26 protein-coding genes, 1 rRNA gene and 1 other annotated feature are annotated in these 22,425 nt (G+C 50.6%); all 27 genes read right to left on the bottom strand.

All coding sequences use genetic code 11. The features are described from left to right. Nucleotides 1-33: 33 nt before the first annotated feature. Entirely contained in the window at nucleotides 34-630 is a 597-nt protein-coding gene (locus NR121_RS20125; protein ID WP_074729640.1) for a class I SAM-dependent methyltransferase, read from the bottom strand. An 84-nt stretch (nucleotides 631-714) separates the two neighbouring features. Continuing rightward, complete coding sequence (gene rplL / locus NR121_RS20120) at nucleotides 715-1,077, bottom strand: 50S ribosomal protein L7/L12 (protein ID WP_054818705.1); 363 nt, start codon at nucleotides 1,075-1,077, stop codon at nucleotides 715-717. A 43-nt stretch (nucleotides 1,078-1,120) separates the two neighbouring features. Further along, nucleotides 1,121-1,633 carry a 50S ribosomal protein L10 gene (gene rplJ, locus NR121_RS20115; RefSeq protein ID WP_054818704.1) on the bottom strand — a complete coding sequence of 171 codons (513 nt, stop codon included), beginning with the start codon at nucleotides 1,631-1,633 and terminating at the stop codon, nucleotides 1,121-1,123. A gap of 156 nt (nucleotides 1,634-1,789) precedes the next feature. After that, nucleotides 1,790-1,954, bottom strand: a sequence feature (ribosomal protein L10 leader region). Between the two features lie 55 nt (nucleotides 1,955-2,009). Further along, nucleotides 2,010-2,702 (bottom strand): 50S ribosomal protein L1, encoded by a 693-nt coding sequence (gene rplA / locus NR121_RS20110; protein WP_062410369.1) that lies wholly within the window; start codon nucleotides 2,700-2,702, stop codon nucleotides 2,010-2,012. Between the two features lie 84 nt (nucleotides 2,703-2,786). Further along, nucleotides 2,787-3,212, bottom strand: a complete 426-nt coding sequence (rplK, locus tag NR121_RS20105; RefSeq protein WP_062410368.1) for a 50S ribosomal protein L11 — start codon at nucleotides 3,210-3,212, stop codon at nucleotides 2,787-2,789. Between the two features lie 51 nt (nucleotides 3,213-3,263). Beyond that, nucleotides 3,264-3,797, bottom strand: a complete 534-nt coding sequence (gene nusG / locus NR121_RS20100; protein WP_054818741.1) for a transcription termination/antitermination protein NusG — start codon at nucleotides 3,795-3,797, stop codon at nucleotides 3,264-3,266. A gap of 27 nt (nucleotides 3,798-3,824) precedes the next feature. Continuing rightward, entirely contained in the window at nucleotides 3,825-4,037 is a 213-nt protein-coding gene (secE, locus tag NR121_RS20095) for a preprotein translocase subunit SecE (protein WP_062410367.1), read from the bottom strand. Nucleotides 4,038-4,055: 18 nt separating this feature from the next. After that, on the bottom strand, nucleotides 4,056-4,205 hold the full coding sequence (gene rpmG / locus NR121_RS20090; protein WP_025851018.1) for a 50S ribosomal protein L33: 150 nt from the start codon (nucleotides 4,203-4,205) through the stop codon (nucleotides 4,056-4,058). Nucleotides 4,206-4,612: 407 nt separating this feature from the next. Then, on the bottom strand, nucleotides 4,613-5,257 hold the full coding sequence (sigH, locus tag NR121_RS20085) for an RNA polymerase sporulation sigma factor SigH (RefSeq protein ID WP_054818701.1): 645 nt from the start codon (nucleotides 5,255-5,257) through the stop codon (nucleotides 4,613-4,615). A gap of 111 nt (nucleotides 5,258-5,368) precedes the next feature. Continuing rightward, nucleotides 5,369-5,884: an NYN domain-containing protein gene (locus tag NR121_RS20080; RefSeq protein ID WP_062410366.1), complete on the bottom strand. Its 516-nt coding sequence runs from the start codon at nucleotides 5,882-5,884 to the stop codon at nucleotides 5,369-5,371. A 26-nt stretch (nucleotides 5,885-5,910) separates the two neighbouring features. Further along, on the bottom strand, nucleotides 5,911-6,654 hold the full coding sequence (gene rlmB, locus NR121_RS20075) for a 23S rRNA (guanosine(2251)-2'-O)-methyltransferase RlmB (protein WP_054818740.1): 744 nt from the start codon (nucleotides 6,652-6,654) through the stop codon (nucleotides 5,911-5,913). A gap of 29 nt (nucleotides 6,655-6,683) precedes the next feature. Continuing rightward, a complete protein-coding gene (locus NR121_RS20070; RefSeq protein WP_054818700.1) occupies nucleotides 6,684-7,121 on the bottom strand; it encodes a Mini-ribonuclease 3 in 438 nt (145 codons plus the stop codon). A gap of 9 nt (nucleotides 7,122-7,130) precedes the next feature. Then, the gene (cysS, locus tag NR121_RS20065) at nucleotides 7,131-8,528 is read right to left on the bottom strand and encodes a cysteine--tRNA ligase (protein ID WP_137671166.1); all 1,398 of its coding nucleotides are present in this window, start codon (nucleotides 8,526-8,528) and stop codon (nucleotides 7,131-7,133) included. A gap of 2 nt (nucleotides 8,529-8,530) precedes the next feature. Next, nucleotides 8,531-9,199: a serine O-acetyltransferase gene (cysE, locus tag NR121_RS20060; RefSeq protein WP_174351241.1), complete on the bottom strand. Its 669-nt coding sequence runs from the start codon at nucleotides 9,197-9,199 to the stop codon at nucleotides 8,531-8,533. A gap of 6 nt (nucleotides 9,200-9,205) precedes the next feature. After that, a complete protein-coding gene (locus NR121_RS20055) occupies nucleotides 9,206-9,547 on the bottom strand; it encodes a hypothetical protein (RefSeq protein ID WP_256831834.1) in 342 nt (113 codons plus the stop codon). 87 nt (nucleotides 9,548-9,634) lie between these two features. Next, nucleotides 9,635-11,086: a glutamate--tRNA ligase gene (gene gltX / locus NR121_RS20050; RefSeq protein ID WP_174351239.1), complete on the bottom strand. Its 1,452-nt coding sequence runs from the start codon at nucleotides 11,084-11,086 to the stop codon at nucleotides 9,635-9,637. An 84-nt stretch (nucleotides 11,087-11,170) separates the two neighbouring features. Then, nucleotides 11,171-11,656: a 2-C-methyl-D-erythritol 2,4-cyclodiphosphate synthase gene (ispF, locus tag NR121_RS20045; RefSeq protein ID WP_054818698.1), complete on the bottom strand. Its 486-nt coding sequence runs from the start codon at nucleotides 11,654-11,656 to the stop codon at nucleotides 11,171-11,173. Further along, nucleotides 11,656-12,360 carry a 2-C-methyl-D-erythritol 4-phosphate cytidylyltransferase gene (gene ispD, locus NR121_RS20040; RefSeq protein ID WP_137671169.1) on the bottom strand — a complete coding sequence of 235 codons (705 nt, stop codon included), beginning with the start codon at nucleotides 12,358-12,360 and terminating at the stop codon, nucleotides 11,656-11,658. Before ispD ends, ispF begins: the two co-directional genes overlap by 1 nt. Nucleotides 12,361-12,467: 107 nt before the next feature. Next, entirely contained in the window at nucleotides 12,468-13,565 is a 1,098-nt protein-coding gene (locus NR121_RS20035) for a PIN/TRAM domain-containing protein (protein WP_054818697.1), read from the bottom strand. A 154-nt stretch (nucleotides 13,566-13,719) separates the two neighbouring features. Next, nucleotides 13,720-14,463 (bottom strand): CDP-diacylglycerol--serine O-phosphatidyltransferase, encoded by a 744-nt coding sequence (gene pssA / locus NR121_RS20030; RefSeq protein ID WP_054818696.1) that lies wholly within the window; start codon nucleotides 14,461-14,463, stop codon nucleotides 13,720-13,722. Between the two features lie 89 nt (nucleotides 14,464-14,552). Next, entirely contained in the window at nucleotides 14,553-15,632 is a 1,080-nt protein-coding gene (gene disA / locus NR121_RS20025; protein WP_256380575.1) for a DNA integrity scanning diadenylate cyclase DisA, read from the bottom strand. An 18-nt stretch (nucleotides 15,633-15,650) separates the two neighbouring features. Next, nucleotides 15,651-17,018 (bottom strand): DNA repair protein RadA, encoded by a 1,368-nt coding sequence (gene radA, locus NR121_RS20020; protein ID WP_062410360.1) that lies wholly within the window; start codon nucleotides 17,016-17,018, stop codon nucleotides 15,651-15,653. 149 nt (nucleotides 17,019-17,167) lie between these two features. Continuing rightward, nucleotides 17,168-19,612: an ATP-dependent protease ATP-binding subunit ClpC gene (gene clpC / locus NR121_RS20015; RefSeq protein WP_054818694.1), complete on the bottom strand. Its 2,445-nt coding sequence runs from the start codon at nucleotides 19,610-19,612 to the stop codon at nucleotides 17,168-17,170. A 65-nt stretch (nucleotides 19,613-19,677) separates the two neighbouring features. Next, entirely contained in the window at nucleotides 19,678-20,745 is a 1,068-nt protein-coding gene (gene mcsB, locus NR121_RS20010) for a protein-arginine kinase McsB (RefSeq protein ID WP_062410359.1), read from the bottom strand. Nucleotides 20,746-20,775: 30 nt separating this feature from the next. Continuing rightward, nucleotides 20,776-21,297 carry a protein-arginine kinase activator protein McsA gene (gene mcsA, locus NR121_RS20005; protein WP_062410358.1) on the bottom strand — a complete coding sequence of 174 codons (522 nt, stop codon included), beginning with the start codon at nucleotides 21,295-21,297 and terminating at the stop codon, nucleotides 20,776-20,778. Between the two features lie 12 nt (nucleotides 21,298-21,309). Further along, nucleotides 21,310-21,771, bottom strand: a complete 462-nt coding sequence (locus tag NR121_RS20000; protein ID WP_062410357.1) for a CtsR family transcriptional regulator — start codon at nucleotides 21,769-21,771, stop codon at nucleotides 21,310-21,312. Between the two features lie 413 nt (nucleotides 21,772-22,184). Next, nucleotides 22,185-22,301: ribosomal RNA gene (gene rrf, locus NR121_RS19995) — 5S ribosomal RNA — on the bottom strand. Between the last annotated feature and the right edge of the window lie 124 nt (nucleotides 22,302-22,425).

Here is a 22,425-nt window from a genome sequence, read left to right as displayed (position 1 = left end):
AATTCAAGTCAACATTTTTCCAGCGCATCAAAATCATTTCGCAGCCTTGATAATCCAGTAGCCTTTACTCCGTTCCACCTGTTCTACACGGCTATAGAGAGACTCCAATTTGCTATAAGCCGACGGGGCGCCTTGTTTCTTCTGAATAACGACCCAAAGAGCGCCGCCCGGTACAAGTGCTTCATGCGCCTGCTCGAAAATACGGTGAACCGTTTCTTTGCCGGCCCGGATCGGAGGATTGGTCAGCACCACATCAAACGACCGGCCCTTCAACTCCGATAACAGGTCACTTTGCAGTATTTCTACATTGTCCAGGCCGTTCCGATCGGCATTGTGCTTGGCTAACGCAACAGCGCGTTCATTGATGTCCACCATGGTGACCGTACCCTTGTGCGCCAGCACGGCAGCCGTCAGTCCAATCGGCCCGTAACCGCAGCCCACATCAAGAATCCGGGCATCGACGGGAAGCGCCACCGTTTCCACGAGCAGCTTCGATCCGTAATCAACCCCCTTTTTTGAGAACACCCCGGCATCCGTTACAAAAATGAACCTGCGTCCACGCATCGTCTCTTCAATGGTGTGCAGGTCATGTTCAACGCTGGGTTTTCTGGAATAGTAATGTTCCGACACGTTCGGCCACCTCCCTGTTTGCTGTATTGAAAAGGAAAACCCCTTGAGAGAATCGCCTCTTCAAGGGGTGCTTGACCTTTGAAATTACTTCACTTCTACGGAAGCGCCTGCTTCTTCCAGCTTAGCTTTGATGGATTCAGCTTCTTCCTTGGAAACTTTTTCTTTCAACGGCTTCGGTGCGCCGTCTACGAGGTCTTTTGCTTCTTTCAAGCCAAGGCCTGTAATTTCGCGAACCACTTTGATTACGTTGATTTTGGACGCGCCTGCGCTTGCCAGGATAACGTCGAATTCGGATTGCTCTTGCGCTTCTGCAGCGCCGCCGCCTGCTACTACTGCCACAGGAGCAGCCGCCGTTACGCCAAACTCTTCTTCGATTGCTTTAACCAGATCGTTCAGTTCCAATACTGTCATGCCTTTAATGGCTTCCAAAATTTGCTCTTTGCTCATGGTTTAAACCTCCGTTTATATTTAGATCGTTTTTTTAAAAAGATTACGCTTCTTGTGCGCCGCCTTCTTGCTTATCGGATACAGCCTTAACCGCAAGGGCGAAGTTGCGAATCGGAGCTTGAAGCACGCTGAGCAACATGGACAGAAGACCTTCTCTGGACGGAAGCTCAGCCAGCGCCTTGATTTGGTTGATATCAACCACTTTACCTTCTACAACGCCTGCTTTAATGTTCAGGTTTTCGTTCTTCTTAGCGAACTCCGCCAAAATTTTAGCCGGAGCCACGACATCTTCTTTGCTGAATGCGATCGCAGTAGGACCAGTCAAATACTCATCCAGTTCAGACAGTTCCGCATTCGCCGTAGCACGGCGTACCAAAGTATTTTTCAACACTTGGAATTCCACACCAGCTTCACGCAATTGTTTGCGAAGCTCCGTTACTTGGGCAACGTTCAAGCCGCGGTAATCGGCAACGATGGAACAAGAGCTTTCTTTCAGCTTTTCGGCTACAACCGTAACCTGTTGAGCTTTTTGCTCGATAATTTTTGCGTTTGCCATTTTTGCACCTCCTAAGAGCTTTCTGCAGGAAAGCTTGCATCGTAAGCATAAGCTATAAGTTTTCGTGAGAAAACTGCTTCGTAAACTTAACTCGTAAACAAAGTCCGCCCGAGGCCGCTCATTCCGTTTCTCGCCATCTCCGCCAAGGCAAGGTCCGCATAAAAGCGAAAATGCCTTCGCAGACGAAAGCGAAGGCATGATGATTCACATATTCTTGAGCTGTTAAGCAAAGAATACCGAATTTATATCATAACACCTCGGCAGGAAATTAAGCCCATGGGTAGGAGCACCTGCTGTCTACGGTAAGCATATTCGTTTGTTAGACTTAGAACAGGTTAGCATGGATGACCTGGAAAGTCAAATACCAAGGCTACTCCTATCTAAGAGCTGCAGCGTTCACACGAGCGCTCGGACCCATTGTCGAGGATACCGCGATGTTCTTCAGGTATACCCCTTTAGCTGCGGCCGGTTTCGCTCTGTTCAGCGCATCAATCAAAGCTTTGAAATTTTCAGCAAGCTTCTCGGCTTCGAAGGAAACTTTTCCGATCGGCGCGTGAATTTGTCCGGCTTTATCCAGACGGTATTCGATTTTACCAGCCTTGATCTCCTGAACGGCTTTCGCCACGTCGAACGTAACGGTACCCGCTTTCGGATTCGGCATCAAACCTTTACCACCCAAGATACGGCCGAGCTTACCCACTTCGCTCATCATGTCTGGCGTAGCTACGCAGACATCGAAGTCGAACCAGCCTTGCTGGATCTTGTTGATCATGTCTTGATCGCCAACGAAATCGGCTCCTGCCGCTTCCGCTTCTTTGGCTTTTTCGCCTTTGGCGAATACAAGAACGCGTTTTGTTTTACCTGTGCCGTGAGGCAATACAACCACACCGCGAACGGCTTGGTCTTGTTTTCTAGGGTCTACGCCCAAACGTACAGCCACTTCAACGGTTTCGTCGAATTTGGCGCGCGCTGTCTTCTTCACGAGCTCGATCGCCTCGAGCGGCTCGTAAAAAGCGTCAGCGTCGATTTGCTTGGCAGCTTCCAAGTATTTCTTGCCGTGTTTAGCCACTGTCTTATCCTCCTATGTGGTATTAGCGGAATATCCTCCCACTTGGTTGGCTCCTCCGTTATAACCGGGAGCCGGAAGCATGGATTAGTCTACGATTGCAACGCCCATGCTGCGAGCCGTACCTTCCACCATACGCATAGCAGCCTCGATGGATGCCGCGTTCAGGTCAGGCATTTTTTGCTCGGCAATTTCACGAATTTTCGCACGATTAACGGTTGCAACTTTCTTCTTGTTCGGTTCGCCGGAACCTTTTTCGATCCCTGCAGCCACCCGCAGCAATACGGCAGCTGGAGGCGTTTTGGTAACGAACGTGAAGGAACGGTCCTCGAATACCGTAATTTCTACCGGAATGATGAGACCTGCTTGATCGGCCGTGCGAGCATTAAATTCTTTACAGAACGCCATGATATTAACACCGGCTTGACCAAGAGCAGGACCGATCGGCGGAGCCGGATTCGCTTTTCCTGCAGGGACCTGCAATTTCACCATTTTAATAACCTTTTTCGCCATTGTTGTGTACACCTCCTCGCCCGTAGTATGGCAGAATTTCGCTTACAACGGTTAAAGCTTTTCCACCTGATTATAGTCAAGCTCCAACGGCGTCTCTCTGCCGAACATGTTGACATGAACCTTCAGCTTGCTTTTGTCGAGCAGAATTTCTTCTACGGAACCGACAAAATTGGCAAACGGCCCAACTTTTACGCGTACGGTTTCTTTGAGCTCGAAATCGATCTTCGGCTTCGGCTCTTCCATACCCATGTGCTTGAGAATCGCATCCACTTCCTCGGGAAGCAGCGGCGTCGGCTTCGAACCCGAACCGGTCGATCCGACAAACCCGGTAACCCCAGGAGTGTTGCGCACGACATACCACGAATCGTCCGTCTGGATCATCTCCACGAGGACATACCCTGGATATACTTTACGCATAACCGTTTTCTTCTTGCCGTCTTTATTCACAAGCTCTTCTTCCATGGGAACGAGCACACGAAAAATCTTGTCCTTCATATCCATGGATTCGACGCGCTTTTCCAAATTTGCCTTCACCTTGTTTTCATACCCGGAATAGGTATGTACGACGTACCATCTTTTTTCCATTTCCATAGTGCCACCCACCAGCCCAGATTATTGAAACACGAGGCGAAGCAGCTCTGAAATTCCCAGGTCCAGAACGTAGAAGTACACCGTTATAAAGGTGACCGTAAATAATACGACCAGCGTGTAGCTAATCAGCTCTTTACGGCTAGGCCATTTTACTTTTTTCAGCTCGGACCAGCTGTCCGCAAAAAAAGAAAATGTATTGCCGAATCCCTGCTTCAATTTAGCCAAAAAGGACACAACTACACCTCCAAAAAACTAGCGCGTTTCGCGATGAGCTGTCTGTTCATTGCAAAACTTGCAATATTTCTTCAACTCCATGCGGTCGGGATGGTTGCGCTTATTTTTAGTGGATGTATAGTTTCTTTGCTTGCAGTTTGTGCACGCTAAAGTGATGATCACCCGCATGATGTACACCTCCTACGGACCAGCCTCAAGATTTACAGCCTTATATGATCAGCAAAAAAACGCCTTTCAATTAAGGCCACCCAAATACTTTAGCACACGACATAACTTGTGTCAAGGAATGTATTCACTTGGCTGTCCGTCCCCGTCCACATCCATTATTAACCAAGGCCCCGGATCTTAAACGAATCCTAAACCGATTTATATAAAGGGATCCCTTGCATTTCAGGAACATTTGTTCTATGATAAGGGTATAAAAAAGCTTCCGAACGAAGCCCTTTCGGTGAAGAACCATTTGCGGTTTGTACAGCCGCTTTTCTTGCGCGGAAAGGAAATTGTTCAGTTTTGCCGGACGTTTTTATTTTTATTGCAAAAAAGCACCTCCACAAAAGCAAAAGGCGCTTTAATCATTATGCATCGCGTACTTCCAAATACCTTTCGAGCTTGCGTTTTACCCGTTGAAGCGCGTTGTCAATCGATTTGACATGGCGGTCTAAATCAACAGCAATCTCCTGATAGGAGCGTCCGTCCAAATACAGCATCAGCACTCTGCGTTCGAGATCACTTAAAATCTCGCCCATCTTGTCTTCAAGTCCGCTAAACTCCTCTTGATTGATGATCAGCTCCTCCGGATCGGATACCCGGGAACCGCAGATCACATCAAGCAGTGTACGGTCGGAATCTTCATCATAAATGGGCTTGTCCAGCGAAACGTAAGAATTCAGAGGAATATGCTTTTGGCGCGTGGCGGTTTTGATCGCTGTGATGATTTGGCGGGTAATACAGAGTTCGGCAAAGGCTTTAAAAGAGGCGAGCTTTTCTCCGCGGAAATCGCGGATCGATTTATAGAGACCGATCATACCTTCCTGCACGATGTCTTCCCTGTCAGCGCCGATCAAAAAATAAGAACGTGCTTTGGCGCGGACAAAGTTTTTATACTTGTTGATCAAGTACTCCAGTGCATCGCTATTTCCTTCACGGACCGCTTCGACAAGATCTTCGTCTGCCTTGAGGTCGTATTCGTCCATTCTCAACTCTTTGAAGTCGACACTCACTACAATCCCTCCGGCCCAACGCTTGAAAGATAGGACTAGTATACATTATGTAATCTACCATCGTCAACCGGATTCCCGTTAGAAAAAGCTTTACTTGCTAGATTTGCAAAGCTACTTCTCCCGCCGCCACTTTTCGAACATCGCCCGAACATCTTCACTGAGCCGCTTATCAAAGGTATTACGCTTCCCCGCGGCTTCATCCTCAATTTTTCGCCGGATCTCGGCCCGCGCTTGCCGCAGCTTTACGAGAAGCTCGCCGGCCGGAATGCGGAAGGCTCCTTTACCGAAAATAACATGCTGCTCCGTCATATCCGAAGTCGCCACATATACTTGCTTTCGCCGTCCGATATGCTCCGTAACCAATCGTTCGATCAGTTCATCCGCCGTTTCCTTTTCTTTGGTGTAATAAACCGGAAGCTTGCTCTGAACATACTTACCGCCAAGTCCCGGCACATAATACGCGTCAAAAACAACGATCACCTTCATGCCCGAGAACGATTGATATTCCGCCATCATCTCAATCAACCTGTCCCGCGCTTCTTCCAGCCTGATTTCTTTCAGCGCCTTAAGCTCAGGCCAGTCGCCAATGATGTTGTATCCGTCTACGATTAAGATTTCCTGTATCATGCAGCATCGCCCTGCTGGTAAGCGCGCTAGCGGGCTGCCGTCCGCTGCCGGACGACTTCATACATGAAGACCGATGCGGCGACAGAGGCATTCAGCGAATTAATTTGACCGAACATCGGGAGTTTAAGCAGAAAATCGCATTTTTCCTTAATCAACCGGCCGATCCCTTTACCTTCATTACCGATCACAATCGCCAGAGGCAGGTTCAGATTCGTCTGGTATACGGGCTGCTCGGCCCCGACATCCGCTCCGGCCACCCATACCCCGCGCTCCTTTAGCAGCTCGATGGTCTGCGCCAGATTCGTCACACGCGCTACCGGAACATACTCTACTGCACCCGCGGATGTTTTCGAGACGGCAGCCGTCAATCCCACGGAACGTCTTTTGGGGATAATGACCCCGTGCACGCCGGTACAGTCCGCTGTACGCAGAATGGAGCCAAGGTTATGCGGATCTTCTATTTCATCAAGCAAAAGCAAGAACGGCATCTCACCGCGCTCCTCCGCTCTCGCAAGCAAATCCTCGACTTCGACGTATGCATATGCCGCCACTTGCGCGACGATTCCTTGATGCTGCAGGCCCGAGGCCATTTGATCCAGCTTCCGCTTGTCAGCCAGCTGCACAACCACCCCGCTGCGCTTCGCTTCGGCAATAATCGGCTGGGCGAGCTGTTTTTGCGCCTGCTCGGCAATCCAAATTTTGTTGATCGTCCGCCCGGAACGCAGCGCTTCAAGTACGGAATGCTTTCCTCCGATAAATTCTTCTTCCATGCCCAAGGCCCCCTTTCCTTCTTCGAATGTTATTTATCCTGCTCCAACGACAGCAACATCAAATACTGAAGCCGCTCCCATTGCTGCGTGTAATACAAATAGCCGATCAGGCATTCAAACGCGGTGCTGTGCCGATATTCCAACACATCCGCATTCTTCGCGGTTGTCCCGGACTTGGCATTGCGCCCCCGCTTGACGACATCCTGTTCCTCTTCCGTGAGATGCGGCAGCCAACGCTGCAGCGATTTCGCCTGCGATTTTGCCGAAACATACCGGGTAGCCGTCCGATGCAAGTAGTTAGGCTTATGATTCGTTTGCGCCACCACATACTGCCTCACGAACACCTCGTAAATGGCGTCTCCCATATACGCCAGCACCAGCGGATGAAGCTGACCCGGTTCGCGGGCGGGCGGGAAGGAAAATAAATGGCTCTTGATCTCCTGATCCGACATTTCGTCCCATTTCATAAACTCGCCCTACTTCCGCCGCCAGCGGATGCCTTGAGGCGTATCTTCCAGTTGAATGCCGCGTTCTGTCAGCAGATCCCGGATTTCATCGGCGCGGGCCCAATTTTTCGCTTTTCGCGCTTCGGTCCTTTCTGTAATGAGCCGTTCCACCTCTTCATCCAATAATTCCTCTGCCTCCGGGGCCAATAGACCCAACACGCCGTCCATCGCTGCAAACTGCTGTACGAACAGCTCCAGGGAACCGGACGTTACCCGTCCCGATTGCAAATAATTATTCGCGGCACTGACAAGCTCAAACACCGCCGTAATTGCATCCGGCGTATTGAAATCATCGTTCATCTTCGCTTCAAATTGCTCCTTGGCCGCACGGACCGCCTCCACGACCGCAGCGTCGGCCTCCCCCGCTTCCGCGGATTGCAGCCGGTGCTTCAAAGCGGCGATACAGTTGTCCAAACGGGCTAAGCTGCCCTTTGCTTGCTCCACCGCATCCTCGCTGAAATTCAACGGATTACGGTAATGGCCGGAGAGCATAAAATAGCGAATCACCTGGCCCGGCATCTCCTTGAGCAGTTGATGCACTTGAATGCCGTTCCCAAGCGATTTGGACATTTTTTCATTGTTGATATTCACAAATCCGTTATGCATCCAATAATTGGCCATCCGGCGGCCGGTTAATCCCTCGGATTGAGCGATTTCACATTCATGGTGCGGAAAAGTCAGGTCCTGGCCTCCACCGTGAATATCGATCGTTTCGCCCAAATATTTACGAACCAACGCCGAGCATTCGATATGCCATCCCGGGCGGCCTTCACCCCAGGGGCTTGACCAACTAATTTCACCCGGCTTCGCAGCCTTCCAAAGCACGAAATCTTGAGGATTCTCCTTGCGCTCGTCCACGTCTACCCGAATGCCGTACTGCAGCTCCTCCAGGTTTTGGTGGGAAAGCTTGCCGTACTCGGTAAATTTGGATGTCCGAAAATAAACGTCTCCTCCGGATTCGTAGGCGTAATCATTGGCTACCAGCCCCGAAATGAACTCGATGATGTCCGCCATGTTCTCCGTCACGCGGGGATGCGCCGTCGCTTTGCGAACACCCAGACCCGCCGTATCCTCATAATACTTTTGAACAAACAAGTCCGCCACCTCCGGAACGGTGGTGCCCATCTCCGCGGCCTTCTTGATCAGCTTGTCATCCACATCGGTAAAATTCACAATGAACGTCACATCATAACCTACCGACTCCAGATAACGGCGAACCACATCGAAAAAAATAACCGGTCTGGCATTTCCGATGTGAATATAATCATATACGGTCGGACCGCACACATACATTTTTACTTTACCCGGTTCCAGCGGTATAAAGTTTTCTTTCGTACGTGTCATCGTGTTATAAATCTTAAGCGACATGCTCAATCGTTTCCTCCGATCTTTGTTTTCACTGGTTCCCTTTTCTGCTCCCTTTGCTGCGCCGCCTTCAGCTCGTCAACCTGCTCCTGCAGCTGTTTGAACATATCGATGATCGGATCGGGAAGCTTATCATGCTCCAACCGACCGATACGAACGCCATCCCTCTTGACGATGCGTCCCGGAATTCCCACTACGGTGCTGTTCGGCGGCACTTCGCTCAACACTACCGCATTCGAGCCGATGCGGGAGTTGTCTCCTACCGTGAATGAACCCAACACCTTGGCTCCGGCCGAAATGACCACATTATTGCCGATGGTCGGATGGCGCTTCCCTCGCTCTTTGCCTGTACCCCCCAGCGTTACACCATGATACAACAGTACGTCATCGCCGATTTCGCAGGTTTCTCCAATGACGACGCCCATGCCGTGGTCGATAAAAAATCTCCGTCCGATAACCGCACCCGGGTGAATCTCAATGCCCGTCATAAACCTGCTGATCTGAGAAATCACGCGGGCCAGCGTATACCATCTTTTTTTATAAAGCCAATGCGCGACCCGATGCGCCCAAAGCGCATGCAAACCGGCATAAGTAAAGACGACTTCAAACCATCCCCTGGCCGCGGGGTCGTTCTCAAAGATCGTATTGATGTCTTCTTTCATCCGTTCGAACATATCGTTTCACCGCTTCCCTTTCCTAATCCCCCAAGCGAAAGAAAGAACGTCGCGCAAAAAACGCCTCCGCAGCCGATTTCGGCTGCAGAGGCGTTCAAATACCGCGGTTCCACTCTGCTTGGATAAGTATAAATCCTCTTCCCGGCAGCCATGATTGGCCGGGAAGCTTATCCATCTCGTATCGTTCGTATCGTGAACGTCACGGTAAAGGCTACCCTGCCGCTGCAGCCGGAGCGCTCGCAGGCAGATCGTCTTTACAGCTCCCGGGTGCACTTCCGGATAAAGAGGATTGGACAACTTGCAGCCGGCATGCCCCCACACCGGTTGTCCTCTCTGAGAATCCCGCATTTTTCCGTACTTTCCCGTTCGTCGCCACTAAGTATGAAGTTAAAGCAATATCAATGATCTCTATAGTATATCGAAAAAACGGAAGTTTTACAATAACTTCTTCACCCGTTGAATCACCTTTTCTTTGCCCAACAAATACAAGGTCCTATTCAGATCGGGCCCATGCATTTGACCCGTCAGGGCCACTCTCACCGTCATAAAGAGCTGCTTCCCTTTATAGCCGGTTTCCGTTTGGACAGCTTTCAGCATCGCCTTTAGAGCATCGACATCAAACTCTGACGCCTGTTCCACCTGGGTTAAGAAGCTGTGCAATACGACGGGTGCATGCTCTTCCGCAAGCATCGCTTTAGCTTCTTCATCATAGCTGACCTCCTCACGGAAGAACAGCTCCGACAAATCAACAATCTCAGCGGCATAGCGCAGCTGCTCCTGATACAGCCCGATCAGGGAGTGAGCCCACTGCCGCTGCTCGTCCGTCAACTCCTGTGGCAGTCTGCCCGCTTTTTGAAGATGGGGCAGTGCCAGCTCTGCAATACGCTCGGTATCCGCCTTTTTGATGTAGACGTTGCTCATCCAATTGAGCTTATCCATATCGAATACCGCAGGACTCTTGGACAACCGGTCGAGATCGAATCCTGCAATCAGCTCTTCCCTTGTGAAGATTTCTTCCTCCCCTTTCGGAGACCAGCCTAGGAGCGCGATAAAGTTCATCACCGCTTCCGGCAAATAACCCAGATCCCTATACTGCTCGATAAATTGGATGATCGATTCGTCCCGTTTGCTCATTTTTTTGCGGTCCTGATTCAGGATCAGCGCCAAATGCGCGAATTCCGGCACAGGAAGGCCAAGCGCTTCATACATCATGATCTGCCGCGGCGTATTGGTCAGGTGCTCTTCCCCGCGAATAACTAGGGTGATGTCCATCAGGTGGTCATCCAGAATGACCGCAAAGTTATACGTCGGGATGCCGTCGGGGCGGACGATAATGAAATCGCCGATGCCGTTCGTATCGAATTCGACGTGCTCGCGAATCCGATCCTCGAAAGCAATCGTCCGGTTCTCCGGCACACGGAAGCGGATCGACGGCTTGCGGCCTTCCGCTTTGTAGGCCTCCGCCTGCTCCGGCGTCAGATGGCGGCATTTGCCCGAATACATCGGCATCTGGCCCGCAGCCTCCTGCTTAGCCCGCTCCTCCTCCAGCTCCGCTTCCGTACAGTAACAGTAGTAGGCGTTGCCTTCCTGCAGCAGCCGGTCAATAAAAGGCCGGTACAGGTCCAGCCGTTCGGTTTGGCGATACGGCCCATACGGTCCTCCTACATCCACACTCTCGTCCCATTCGATACCCAGCCACTTCAATCCGTTCAGTTGGCTGTCCACTCCGGTTTCCACATGCCGGGTTTGATCCGTATCTTCGAAACGGATCACGAACTGTCCGCCTTCCTTACGGGCGATCAAATAGTTAAACAGCGCCGTACGCGCTCCCCCGATATGCAAGTGCCCTGTCGGGCTCGGCGCATACCTCACACGAAACTTTGCCATACGTTGTTCTCCTCCCCTGCTCCGCAGGCGTTCCTTCAGACCGAACGATGCCTGCAAGCCGATCAACCGTCAAAATAATATGTGTTATGATAGCACACCTTGGACAAGACAAACAACCGCTTGTGCCGCTATTCCTTCTCCGCGTCCCGTAAATCCAAGCTGCTCGGTCGTCGTTGCTTTCACATTGACTTGGCTCGTCTCCGCCTCCAGCGCCTGAGCGATGCGCTCCGCCATCGCCGGAATATACGGAGCCATCTTCGGTTTTTGCGCGATGATGGTGCAATCCACATTTCCCAAACGGTATCCCGCTTCCTTCGCCTTCCCCCATATGTCTACCAGCAGCTTATAGCTGTCCGCATCTTTAAAGGCGGCATCCGTATCGGGATAGTGCTTGCCGATATCCCCAAGCCCGAGCGCTCCCAGAATGGCATCACTCACCGCATGCAGCAGCACGTCCGCGTCCGAATGCCCGAGCAGTCCCTTCTCGTACGGGATTTCCACTCCGCCGATGATGCACTTGCGCCCTTCCACCAACTGGTGTACATCAAAGCCTTGTCCTACCCGAATCATCATTTCTTCTCTCCCCTGACATTGCGAATAATCCACTCCGCCCAAGGCAGATCCTCGGGAGTCGTGATTTTAATATTGTAATAGTCGGCTTCCACTACCGACACGCGGATCCCCATCCGCTCCACCAGCATGGCATCGTCCGTCCCTGTAAACCCTTCTTGCCGGGCGCGTTCGTGCGCCTCCAGCAGCACGGAAAAACGAAAAGCCTGCGGCGTTTGGATCGCCCACAAGCTGCTCCGGTCAGGAGTGGATTGGATCACCCCTGAGCCGTCCACGACTTTGATCGTGTCCTTCACGGGCACGGCAAGCACTGCCGCCTCCGTCTTCATCGCTTGATGCAGACAGGCGGTGAGGTGCTCAACTGCCGTGAACGGCCTGACGCCGTCATGTACCATGACCCAATCGACAGTCCCTTTCAAGGCCTGCAAGCCCTGATAAACGGAATCCTGCCGTTCTTTTCCACCCTGTATAATATGCTTTACTTTGCCCAGTCCGTACTCCCTGACAAACTGACCGCAGCGCGGCACATCGTCCGCTCCGGTAACGAGCGCAACGCTGCTTACCGGAGCGAAGCGTTCAAACAGCTCCAGCGTATGTACGAGAATCGGCTTATGATCAATCAGCAAATACTGCTTGCTTTCTTTTGTGCCCATCCGCGAGCCCTTGCCCGCAGCGACAACGACTACTCCAAGTCTGATCGTCAACTTGTCCACCTGCCACAACATATCGGCTTCAGGGCCCTGCTTTCGCGAAAGCTGCCGTTTCCGGCAAGACATGGGCCCGATTAGCGCATCTACACTATCATACCGCGTTAGAGCGCTTTTTCCAATAGCTTGGGCTTAGCAAAAATCATTCGTCCGGCTGAAGTTTGCAGAACACTCGTCACCAGAACATCCAGTGTCGTGCCGATAAAGTCACGCCCGCCTTCGACCACAATCATCGTGCCGTCATCCAAATAAGCGACGCCTTGACCGTGCTCTTTGCCGTCCTTGATTACCTGCACGAGAATTTCCTCTCCCGGCAGTACGACCGGTTTCACCGCATTGGCCAAATCGTTGATGTTCAGAACCGACACGCCCTGAAGCTCGCATACTTTATTCAGGTTGAAATCGTTCGTGATCACTTTGCCTTGAAGCAATTTCGCCAGCTTAACCAATTTGCTGTCCACCTCGGAAATCTCTTCAAAATCCCCTTCATAGATCAGCACCTTCACGTCGAGCTCCTTTTGAATCTTGTTCAAAATATCAAGCCCCCGACGTCCGCGGTTTCTTTTCAACAGATCGGAGGAATCGGCAATATGCTGAAGCTCCTCCAGCACGAATTCCGGAATGACCAGCGTACCTTCAATAAACCCCGTCTTGCAGATATCTGCAATCCGGCCGTCGATAATGACGCTCGTATCCAGAATTTTATGCTCCTCAAACTCTTTGGCTTCGCCTGAAGCGCCGCGTCTCCGATCCGACCGCCGCTTATCGAGTGCGGCTAACAACTCTTCTTTCTTCAAGATCCCCATCCGGTATCCCGCATACGAGAAAATCGCGATACACAGCATATGCAGCAGCGGATTGAATATACCCGCACGCGCCAAAGGATTCAGCAGAACGGAAGAGACCAACAATCCCATCACCATTCCCGCCGCCCCGGCAAGCATATCGGCCGCCGGCATATTCGCCGCGCGTTCTTCCCCCTGAACCATGACCTTAAGCAGAGAATTTAGCGCCCAGGAGCTCATCGAATAAAAGAAGAGTGCTCCCACCCCAAACATCCATGCTCCCTGGCCTTTTATTTCATGAATACCCGTTACTGTACCTATGACTTCAAATAATGGTTTACCTATCGTATCACTCCATTGTAATCCAAGCGTACCGCCAATAACTGCGAATAGAAGCTGGAACCATTTTTTCATCATAGACTTCACCTCCATCAAAATCGGTTGCATAATCCCTTACGTTACAATTATGAACCAAAAGTTTCCTGCCTAATCGTTCCGTAAGAAAAAAACAAAAAAGCATTTATTTCCATAAGGAAAATAAATGCTTTTCATTTTCACGGACATCTCTTCGTTAAATTGTCGTTGTTTTGGATTCCGGTTCTTCCATCGTATTCGTTTTCTTTTTCTTCAGGCGGAGAAAGACGAAAAGACGGTCAACGTTTTTTTTTAGGCCGTACAGTGCATACAGGAGCAGCGGTACAAAGATGATCTTGGACAGTGTGCCCGGAAATTGAACGGCAATGACAACGGCGATGATCACCACGATCGGGGTTACCCATATCGCCGCTTTTGGAATGCCCACCTTCTTGAAGTTCGGATATTTCACCGTGCTGACCATCAGATAGGACAGGAGAAGTGTGGCCAAGACAAGCACCATGGTGCTCAGCTCATTGTGAAACAGAGCAAGCGTACAAAGAACACCGCCGGCAGCCGGTATGGGCAAACCGATAAAGTAGCCGGGCGTACCGGCAATCACGTTGAAGCGAGCCAACCGCAGCGCTCCGCAAATGGGGAAAATCGCCGTGACAATCCACGCCCCTGCCGCGTTCATCTCGGTAAAGGCCATAACATACATAATGAACGCCGGAGCCACCCCAAACGAGATGACATCGGACAGCGAATCCAGTTCCTTGCCGAATTCGCTTTGAACATTGAGCGCACGGGCCAACCGTCCGTCCAAACCGTCAAGCAGCATAGCCACAAGCACCATAATAGCCGCCAGCTCGGGTTTATTGTTAAACACCATAATGATCGAAATGATGCCGAGAAACAAGTTCCCGACGGTAAACAAATTCGGGAGGGATTTCGTTATCATGATTAATCCACCTCTGGTTATACTGTGCCCTATTCAAAAAAACCTAACCCAATTCAATTATACTAAGGTACCTTATGATTGTATGCAAGTTAGATATGCCTGTCAATGAGTACCTGATCTTGAATTCGTTTTAGGCCTTCTTTTATCGTTCGGGCCCTTACTTCTCCGATTCCGTCCACTTCGTCCAGTTCCTCGATCGTGGCCATCATCAGATGAGGAAGCTGTTCGAAGCGCTCGATCAGATTATGAATGATCACCGACGGCAGCCTCGGGATTTTATTCAATACCCGATACCCCCGCGGGGATACGATTTCCTCCGCACTGTTGGTCGCATGCGGGAATCCAAGCACTCGGGCAATGTGGGAATGATCCAGCATTTCGTCGGTGGCCAGCCGTTTGAGCGAGTTCAAGACTTCTTTAACCTTTTCGTCGCTGGGATCCTTGACATAATCTTTAATCAGCAAAAAGGCTTCGTATTCCGTATTACCGACCAATTCATGCAGCTGCATACTGATCAGACGGCCTTCGTTCCCCAGCTCGTTGATGTAGCGATTGATTTCCGCCTTAATACGCAGCACCATCTCGATACGTTGTATAACTCCCGTTACATCATGTAGCGTCACGAGCTCTTCAAATTCCGAAGCGCCAAGGTTCGTCAAATCCTGATCGAGTACAGATTTATATTTTTCCAACGTTTGAATCGCCTGATTCGCCTTGGTCAAAATCACACCAATATCTTTTAAGGCATACCGCAAATTTCCTTGATACAGCGTGATGACGTTTCGCCGCTGCGAAATCGACACTACCAGCTTGGAAGTCTGCTTCGCGACGCGCTCTGCTGTCCGGTGACGGATCCCCGTTTCGGTGGATGGGATGGATGAATCCGGAATCAGCTGTGTATTGGCATAAAGTATGCGTTTGAGATCTTCGCTGAGAATGATGGCGCCGTCCATTTTGGCCAACTCATATAAATAGTTTGGGGAAAAGTCGCAGTTGATGGAAAATCCTCCGTCCACAATTTCCATCACTTCCGGACTGTATCCTACGACGATCAGACCGCCGGTTTTGGCTCGCAGCACATTTTCGAGCCCTTCCCGAAAAGGGGTTCCCGGCGCTACCAACTGCAGCAGTTGGCTCATCACGTCGCGTTTCGCTTCTTCCTTGCTCAAAGGTGTCCCTCCTGACGGTTATACTAAAGCTGCTGATAGCGCTTCGGCTACAGTATTCACACCGATGATTTCAATTCCTGCGGGCGGCGTCCACCCCTTCAGACTTTTGTGCGGGAGAATGACCCGCTTGAAGCCGAGCTTCTGCGCTTCGCGCACCCGCTGATCTACTCGGGAAACGCCGCGGACCTCACCGGTCAGGCCCACCTCGCCGAAGACAACGTCGAACGGCTGTGTAGGCTGATCGCGGAAGCTTGAGGCAATGCTCACCGCCACAGCAAGGTCTACTGCCGGTTCGTCGAGCTTGACTCCGCCTGCGATATTGAGGTAAGCGTCCTGATTCTGCAAGAACAGACCCATCCGTTTCTCCAGCACAGCGATGATCAGCGACAACCTGTTGTGATCATAGCCGGTGGCCATCCTCCGGGGAGAAGGGAAATTTGTGGTCGATACGAGCGCCTGCAGTTCAACCAGAACCGGCCTGGTTCCCTCCATGCTCGCAACCACGGTTGAACCGGATACACCCATCGGCCGTTCCGACAAGAACAGCTCCGAAGGGTTGCTCACCTCGACTAATCCGCTCTCCCGCATTTCAAAAATACCGATCTCATTCGTCGAACCGAACCGGTTCTTTACGGCACGCAAAAGACGATACGAGTGATGCCGCTCCCCTTCAAAATAAAGCACGCAATCGACCATATGCTCGAGAAGTCGCGGCCCGGCAATCGACCCCTCCTTAGTAACATGGCCCACAAGCACGGTGGCAATGCCTCTCCCTTTAGCGATGCGCATAAAATGCCCCGTGCATTCTCTGACCTGAGATACGCTGCCGGGTGCCGAAGCCACAGCGGGATGATATACCGTCTGAATGGAATCAATGACGACAAAATCCGGCTCCATCTCATCAATCGCCGCCTCGATATACTCCACGTTCGTTTCACTAAGTACAAACAACAAACCGGAGACCGCTTGAAGCCGGTCGGCTCGGAGCTTCGTCTGCCTGACGGATTCTTCGCCGGAAATATACAGCACTTTGAGATTTTGCTGCGTCAATGCGTAGGAAGCCTGCAGCAGAAGTGTCGATTTGCCAATTCCAGGATCGCCCCCTACCAGAATAAGGGATCCTGGTACGACGCCTCCTCCCAACACACGGTTTAACTCCCGGTTATCCGTGATAATGCGCTCTTCCTGACTGCTTTCTATGTTTATGATGGAAACTGCTTTTTCTTTCTTATCGGAAAAAGATAAATGAAGCCCCCTGCTCTTGCCGGAAGTCTCCACTTCTTCCACAAAAGTATTCCAAGCTCCGCAGCCAGGGCATTTGCCGAACCATTTCGGCGTTTCGTAGCCGCACTGCTGACAAAAAAACTTTGTTTTTGCTTTGGCCATTGCGCCTCCTAATCCTGCTTCAAGCCCAAACGCGCTTATAGTACTACAAAACAAAGTTTACCATGATGCAACACCCTTGAAAACCCTCCCAGTTCATTCCGTATAAAGAAAAATCCGACCAGCCGGAAAACGGCAGCCGGATTTTTTCATTATGCTTGTGAAGCGACGCCTTGATTGCGCTCCACAATCAACTCGCCTTCTTTCTCATCAATCGTAAGCGTATCGCCCTTACTGATGTTGCCGCGGAGCAATTCTTCAGACAAACGATCTTCAATATGCTTTTGAATCGCTCTGCGTAGAGGCCTTGCACCAAATGCCGGATCGTAGCCTTCTTTGGCAAGGAATGCCTTGGCCGCATCGGTCAGTACGAAATCCACTTCCTGCTCCTTCAGACGTTTACGCAGTTCTTCGGCCATCAACGATACGATTTCGCCGATATGCTTTTCGTCCAGGGAGTGGAATACGATGATTTCGTCGATCCGGTTCAAGAACTCCGGACGGAAGCTCTTCTTCAGTTCGCCCATGACTTTGTCCTTCATGTTTGCGTAATCTCTGCCCGAATCTTGTGCCGCAGTAAAGCCCAGCGTCGAGTTTTTCTTAATCAAATCCGCCCCGACGTTGGATGTCATGATAATCAGCGTGTTGCGGAAATCTACTGTACGGCCCTTGGAGTCCGTTAAACGTCCGTCTTCAAGCACTTGAAGCAAGATATTAAACACTTCCGGATGAGCCTTCTCAATTTCATCCAAAAGAACGACAGAGTACGGCTTGCGGCGTACTTTCTCCGTAAGCTGTCCGCCTTCCTCATATCCGACATATCCCGGAGGCGCTCCAACCAAACGGGAAGTGGAATGCTTCTCCATGTACTCGGACATGTCAATCCGGATCACCGCGTTTTCATCGCCGAACAGCGACTCCGCCAAAGCGCGGGCCAATTCCGTTTTACCGACCCCTGTCGGCCCAAGGAATATAAATGAACCCATCGGACGCTTCGGATCCTTCAGCCCCGCTCTTGCACGACGGATTGCGCGGCTCACGGCTTTCACTGCTTCATCCTGTCCGATCACCCGATCGTGCAGAATGGATTCCATTTTGAGCAGACGCTCGGTTTCTTCTTCAGCCAGCTTCACCACCGGGATGCCGGTCCAGCTGGCCACCACTTGGGCGATATCTTCCGGCGTCACCTCGGAGTCGGTGCGGCCTTGTTTTTCCTTCCATTCGTTCTTTGTGGCATCGAGCTCTTCTCTCATCTTCTGCTCCGTGTCACGAAGCGCGGCTGCTTTCTCGAATTCCTGGCTCTGTACGGCAGCATCCTTCTCCTTGCGGATGTCTTCCAAACGGCTTTCGAGCTTTTTCAGATCCGGCGGAACGGTGTAAGAGCGAAGCCTTACTTTTGAGCTTGCCTCATCAATCAAATCAATCGCTTTGTCCGGGAGGAAGCGGTCCGTGATGTAACGATCGGAGAGCTTCACGGCTTGCTCAATCGCTTCATCTGTAATTTTTACACGATGGTGTGCTTCATACCGGTCACGAAGCCCATGGAGAATTTGAATCGCCTCTTCCGGAGAAGGCTGATCCACCGTAATCGGCTGGAAGCGTCTTTCCAAAGCGGCATCCTTCTCGATATATTTGCGATATTCATCCAGCGTCGTCGCTCCGATGCACTGCAGTTCGCCGCGGGCCAGCGCCGGCTTCAGAATATTGGAGGCATCGATTGCGCCTTCCGCTCCGCCTGCACCGATAAGCGTATGCAGCTCATCAATGAAAAGAATGATGTTGCCGGCTTGACGAATTTCATCCATGATTTTTTTCAGACGGTCTTCGAATTCGCCGCGGTATTTGGTACCGGCTACGACAGATCCCATATCCAAAGTCATCACGCGTTTGTCACGCAAAGTCTCGGGAATCTCATTGGCTACAATTTTCTGGGCCAGGCCTTCCGCAATAGCGGTTTTACCAACCCCCGGTTCCCCGATCAGGACCGGATTGTTCTTCGTTCTACGGCTGAGCACCTGAATGACGCGCTCGATTTCCTTGCTCCGGCCGATAACCGGATCGAGGTTGCCTTCTTTGGCATAGGCGGTCAAATCACGCGCCAAACCGTCCAAAGTCGGTGTATTTACATTAGCAGGGCTACCATGGTTCGGCGAGACCACCTCGCTGCTGCCAAGAAGTTGGAGCACTTGTTGGCGGGCTTTATTCAAGCTTACGCCCAAATTGCCCAACACTCGCGCTGCAACACCTTCGCCTTCGCGAATCAATCCGAGCAGAATATGCTCCGTTCCGACATACGTATGCCCGAGTTTTCGCGCCTCATCCATGGACAGCTCAATAACCTTTTTGGCTCGAGGGGTATAAGCGATATTCGTCGGCTGCTCTTGTCCTCTGCCGATCAGCGATTCGACTTCGTCCTGAATTTTCTCCAAACCAAGCCCCAACGCGATCAGCGCCTTGGCCGCAATTCCTTCGCCTTCGCGAATCAAACCGAGCAAAATATGCTCCGTTCCAATATTGTTATGACCCAAACGAACGGCTTCTTCCTGAGCCAAAGACAGTACTTTCTGCGCACGTTCTGTAAATCTGCCAAACATCATGTGTAACACCTCCAAAAATTAGTAAGGGAATATGGTTTCCACATTAACATGAACTCGGCCGGGCTTCAATCCGATTGTGATAATTTGTCCCGGATCAGCTGGGCCCTTCTAATGTCTCTTTCTTCAGGGGTTAGCTTTTCTCCTGCTAATTGCTGTAAAAAACCCGGTTGGGTCATCACGAGAAGCTCATTCAGTACGTTTGGTGACACATTCTTGATAAATTGTAAATCAATGCCCAGCCGAACATCCGACAACCGCTGCGTCGCTTCTTTGGAGTCCATAATCGCCGCATAGGAAAGAATTCCATAGGAACGGCTGACTCGATCGATAATTTTGGCTTTGGTTTCATGTACCAACTTCTGTCTGGCCGCCCGTTCATGCTCGATGATCTGTCTGACTACGCTGTAAAGATTGTCGATAATTTCCTCTTCCGATTGCCCGAGCGTAATCTGGTTGGATATTTGGAACAGATTGCCCAGAGCCTCGCTGCCTTCACCATACAGACCCCGAACCGCCAAGCCTACCTGTGTGATAGCCGACAAAATTCGATTGATCTGCTGAGTCAGCACCAACGCCGGAAGGTGAATCATAACCGACGCGCGAATACCGGTTCCGACATTTGTCGGGCAGCTCGTCATGTACCCTCTTTTCTCATCAAATGCGTAGTTCAGCTGCACCTCGAAAGCATCGTCGATTTCATTAGCCATCTCCCACGCTTCTTTAATTTGAAAACCGGGGCACAGGCATTGTATTCGCAGATGGTCTTCTTCATTCACCATGATGCTGATCGATTCATTATCGCTCAAAATAACCGCACCGTTCCGTGACTCGTTAGCCAGGGCCGGACTGATCAGATGCTTTTCAACCAGCACCCGTTTTTCCAAATCATTCAATTCCGAGAGCGGAAGCAGCGTAAACTTGCTGATCGTATTCAATTCATCATTATGAAGCGCCTGAGCTACTTGATCCAAAACCTCTTTTGACTGTTGGTTCGTCGCCAACATAGGAAAAGGGTAGGCCCGTAAATTCCGGGCAATGCGAATTCTGCTGCTCATCACGATATCCGAATCTGGGCCATCCGCCTTCATCCAATCGCTCAGAGCATGCTTTGTAAACCGGCTCGCCTCTGTCATAAGCATTCCCCCCAACAACCTGTCATTATCTCAGCCTTCGGCTACTTTCTTTTCTAATTCCCGAATCTGATCCCGAAGCTTGGCCGCTTGCTCAAATTCTTCATTTTCAACGGATAACAGCAGCTCCTTTTTGAGCCGATCGATTTCGCGCCTATATTTAATCAACCCGCCAGATCGTTTTGGAACCTTGCCGGTGTGAATGATATTTCCGTGGACTCTTTTGAAAAGGGGATCGAGCTTCTCACCGAAATATTTGTAGCATTCGCTGCAGCCGAATCGTCCTACTTTACTAAATTGACTATAAGTAAGCCCGCAATGCTCGCAGCGGCTCGGTTGAACTTTATTCGCCAGCGTGCCGGGCGTTGTTGAGGGTTCAAAGTCAAGTAATCCGCTCAACAGATTGTGAATGGAAAAGCCATTCGGGGTTCCCGGTATCAGCTCTCCCTTTTCCCTGGCACACGTTTCACAAATGTGAAATTCCGTCTTCTCGCCATTCAAAATTTTAGTAAAATGCAGCGTTGCTTGTTTTTTACCACATTCTTGACATAACATTCGGTTCCCTCCTCATTTGCTAAGTAAGGAGATCAGCATGGCTTTAAGAAGCTTCGCCCGAATCTCGTCGCGAAGAGGCAGTTTCAAGGTGAGCACCTCTCTTGCCATAGCTGCCTTCATGATGGCCGCTTCCCTTTCGGAAATGAAGCCGCCCTCCTCTAGCTGGTACAACAGACCTTCCGAAGCGGATTGATCCATATGCGAGCCGATCGTTCGAAAAATATGGTCAAGCACGGGGCCATGAGAATGCAGTTTAATCTTCTGAATTCGAATGTACCCGCCGCCGCCTCGTTTACTTTCCACAATGTACCCTTTTTCCAAAGTAAAACGGGTACTGATGACATAGTTGATTTGTGATGGAACACAGTTGAACTGATCGGCAAGATCATTACGCTGGATCTCAATCACGCCGCCCGGGCTCTGCTGCAAAATTTGCTTCAGATACTGTTCGATAACTTCTGAAACATTTCGCATCCGTTCGACCTCCAAAGGCAGAAGTAAAGCCAGTTCGTAAAATGTTGTGTGAAAGCCATTGAAAATCTCAATTATTGACTTTGACTTTCTTTGACTTTAAAAACATTATATCAGATTTTTACAATAATGCAACACCCCGCAGTGCTCCAGACTGAGCCTACAGCGAGATGCTCCGATATCACATTTGTTTAACTTCGTTTAAGCAACAACGGTTTCGGTTCCTATGCTTATTATGTATTCTTTCCCTAAGATTATGTCTTTAAATAATACCGTGCGCTTATTTTTAAAAAACACCCCATCGTTTATTTCATATACCGCAAAAGCATTTCAAATTGAAAAGATGTGCTTATTTTATGCATCACACAACAGGAAAGAGCCTCTTCGGATTATAAATCCAAAGAGGCTCTTTCATTGCTTGGCGACGTTCTACTCTCCCGGGACCCTGCGGTCCAAGTACCATCGACGCTGGAAGGCTTAACGGTCGTGTTCGGTATGGGTACGCGTGGTTCCCTTCCGCCATCATCACCAAACGTATTCATTTCTCAAGGCTTGCGCCCTGAAAACTGGATCGAAACCAAGCCGCTGATCATCTTCATGTGCTTTTTGGATAAGCCCTCGACCGATTAGTATTCGTCAGCTCCACACGTTGCCGTG

This window comes from Paenibacillus sp. Pae15 (assembly GCF_024519685.1).
Classification (GTDB): domain Bacteria; phylum Bacillota; class Bacilli; order Paenibacillales; family NBRC-103111; genus Paenibacillus_G; species Paenibacillus_G naphthalenovorans.
The sequence above is the reverse complement of the archived record's forward strand: the minus strand, read 5'-3'. Positions and strand labels throughout refer to the sequence as shown.

Coding starts and splice junctions, on each gene's coding strand:
- rplL (WP_054818705.1), bottom strand. CDS start 1,077: ATGAGCAAAGAGCAAATTTTGGAAGCCATTAAAGGCATGACAGTATTG.
- rplJ (WP_054818704.1), bottom strand. CDS start 1,633: ATGGCAAACGCAAAAATTATCGAGCAAAAAGCTCAACAGGTTACGGTT.
- rplK (WP_062410368.1), bottom strand. CDS start 3,212: ATGGCGAAAAAGGTTATTAAAATGGTGAAATTGCAGGTCCCTGCAGGA.
- nusG (WP_054818741.1), bottom strand. CDS start 3,797: ATGGAAAAAAGATGGTACGTCGTACATACCTATTCCGGGTATGAAAAC.
- rpmG (WP_025851018.1), bottom strand. CDS start 4,205: ATGCGGGTGATCATCACTTTAGCGTGCACAAACTGCAAGCAAAGAAAC.
- NR121_RS20080 (WP_062410366.1), bottom strand. CDS start 5,884: ATGATACAGGAAATCTTAATCGTAGACGGATACAACATCATTGGCGAC.
- rlmB (WP_054818740.1), bottom strand. CDS start 6,654: ATGGAAGAAGAATTTATCGGAGGAAAGCATTCCGTACTTGAAGCGCTG.
- NR121_RS20070 (WP_054818700.1), bottom strand. CDS start 7,121: ATGAAATGGGACGAAATGTCGGATCAGGAGATCAAGAGCCATTTATTT.
- cysS (WP_137671166.1), bottom strand. CDS start 8,528: ATGTCGCTTAAGATTTATAACACGATGACACGTACGAAAGAAAACTTT.
- cysE (WP_174351241.1), bottom strand. CDS start 9,199: ATGTTCGAACGGATGAAAGAAGACATCAATACGATCTTTGAGAACGAC.
- NR121_RS20055 (WP_256831834.1), bottom strand. CDS start 9,547: ATGCGGGATTCTCAGAGAGGACAACCGGTGTGGGGGCATGCCGGCTGC.
- gltX (WP_174351239.1), bottom strand. CDS start 11,086: ATGGCAAAGTTTCGTGTGAGGTATGCGCCGAGCCCGACAGGGCACTTG.
- ispF (WP_054818698.1), bottom strand. CDS start 11,656: ATGATTCGGGTAGGACAAGGCTTTGATGTACACCAGTTGGTGGAAGGG.
- NR121_RS20035 (WP_054818697.1), bottom strand. CDS start 13,565: ATGATGAAAAAATGGTTCCAGCTTCTATTCGCAGTTATTGGCGGTACG.
- pssA (WP_054818696.1), bottom strand. CDS start 14,463: ATGATAACGAAATCCCTCCCGAATTTGTTTACCGTCGGGAACTTGTTT.
- radA (WP_062410360.1), bottom strand. CDS start 17,018: ATGGCCAAAGCAAAAACAAAGTTTTTTTGTCAGCAGTGCGGCTACGAA.
- clpC (WP_054818694.1), bottom strand. CDS start 19,612: ATGATGTTTGGCAGATTTACAGAACGTGCGCAGAAAGTACTGTCTTTG.
- mcsB (WP_062410359.1), bottom strand. CDS start 20,745: ATGACAGAGGCGAGCCGGTTTACAAAGCATGCTCTGAGCGATTGGATG.
- mcsA (WP_062410358.1), bottom strand. CDS start 21,297: ATGTTATGTCAAGAATGTGGTAAAAAACAAGCAACGCTGCATTTTACT.
- NR121_RS20000 (WP_062410357.1), bottom strand. CDS start 21,771: ATGCGAAATGTTTCAGAAGTTATCGAACAGTATCTGAAGCAAATTTTG.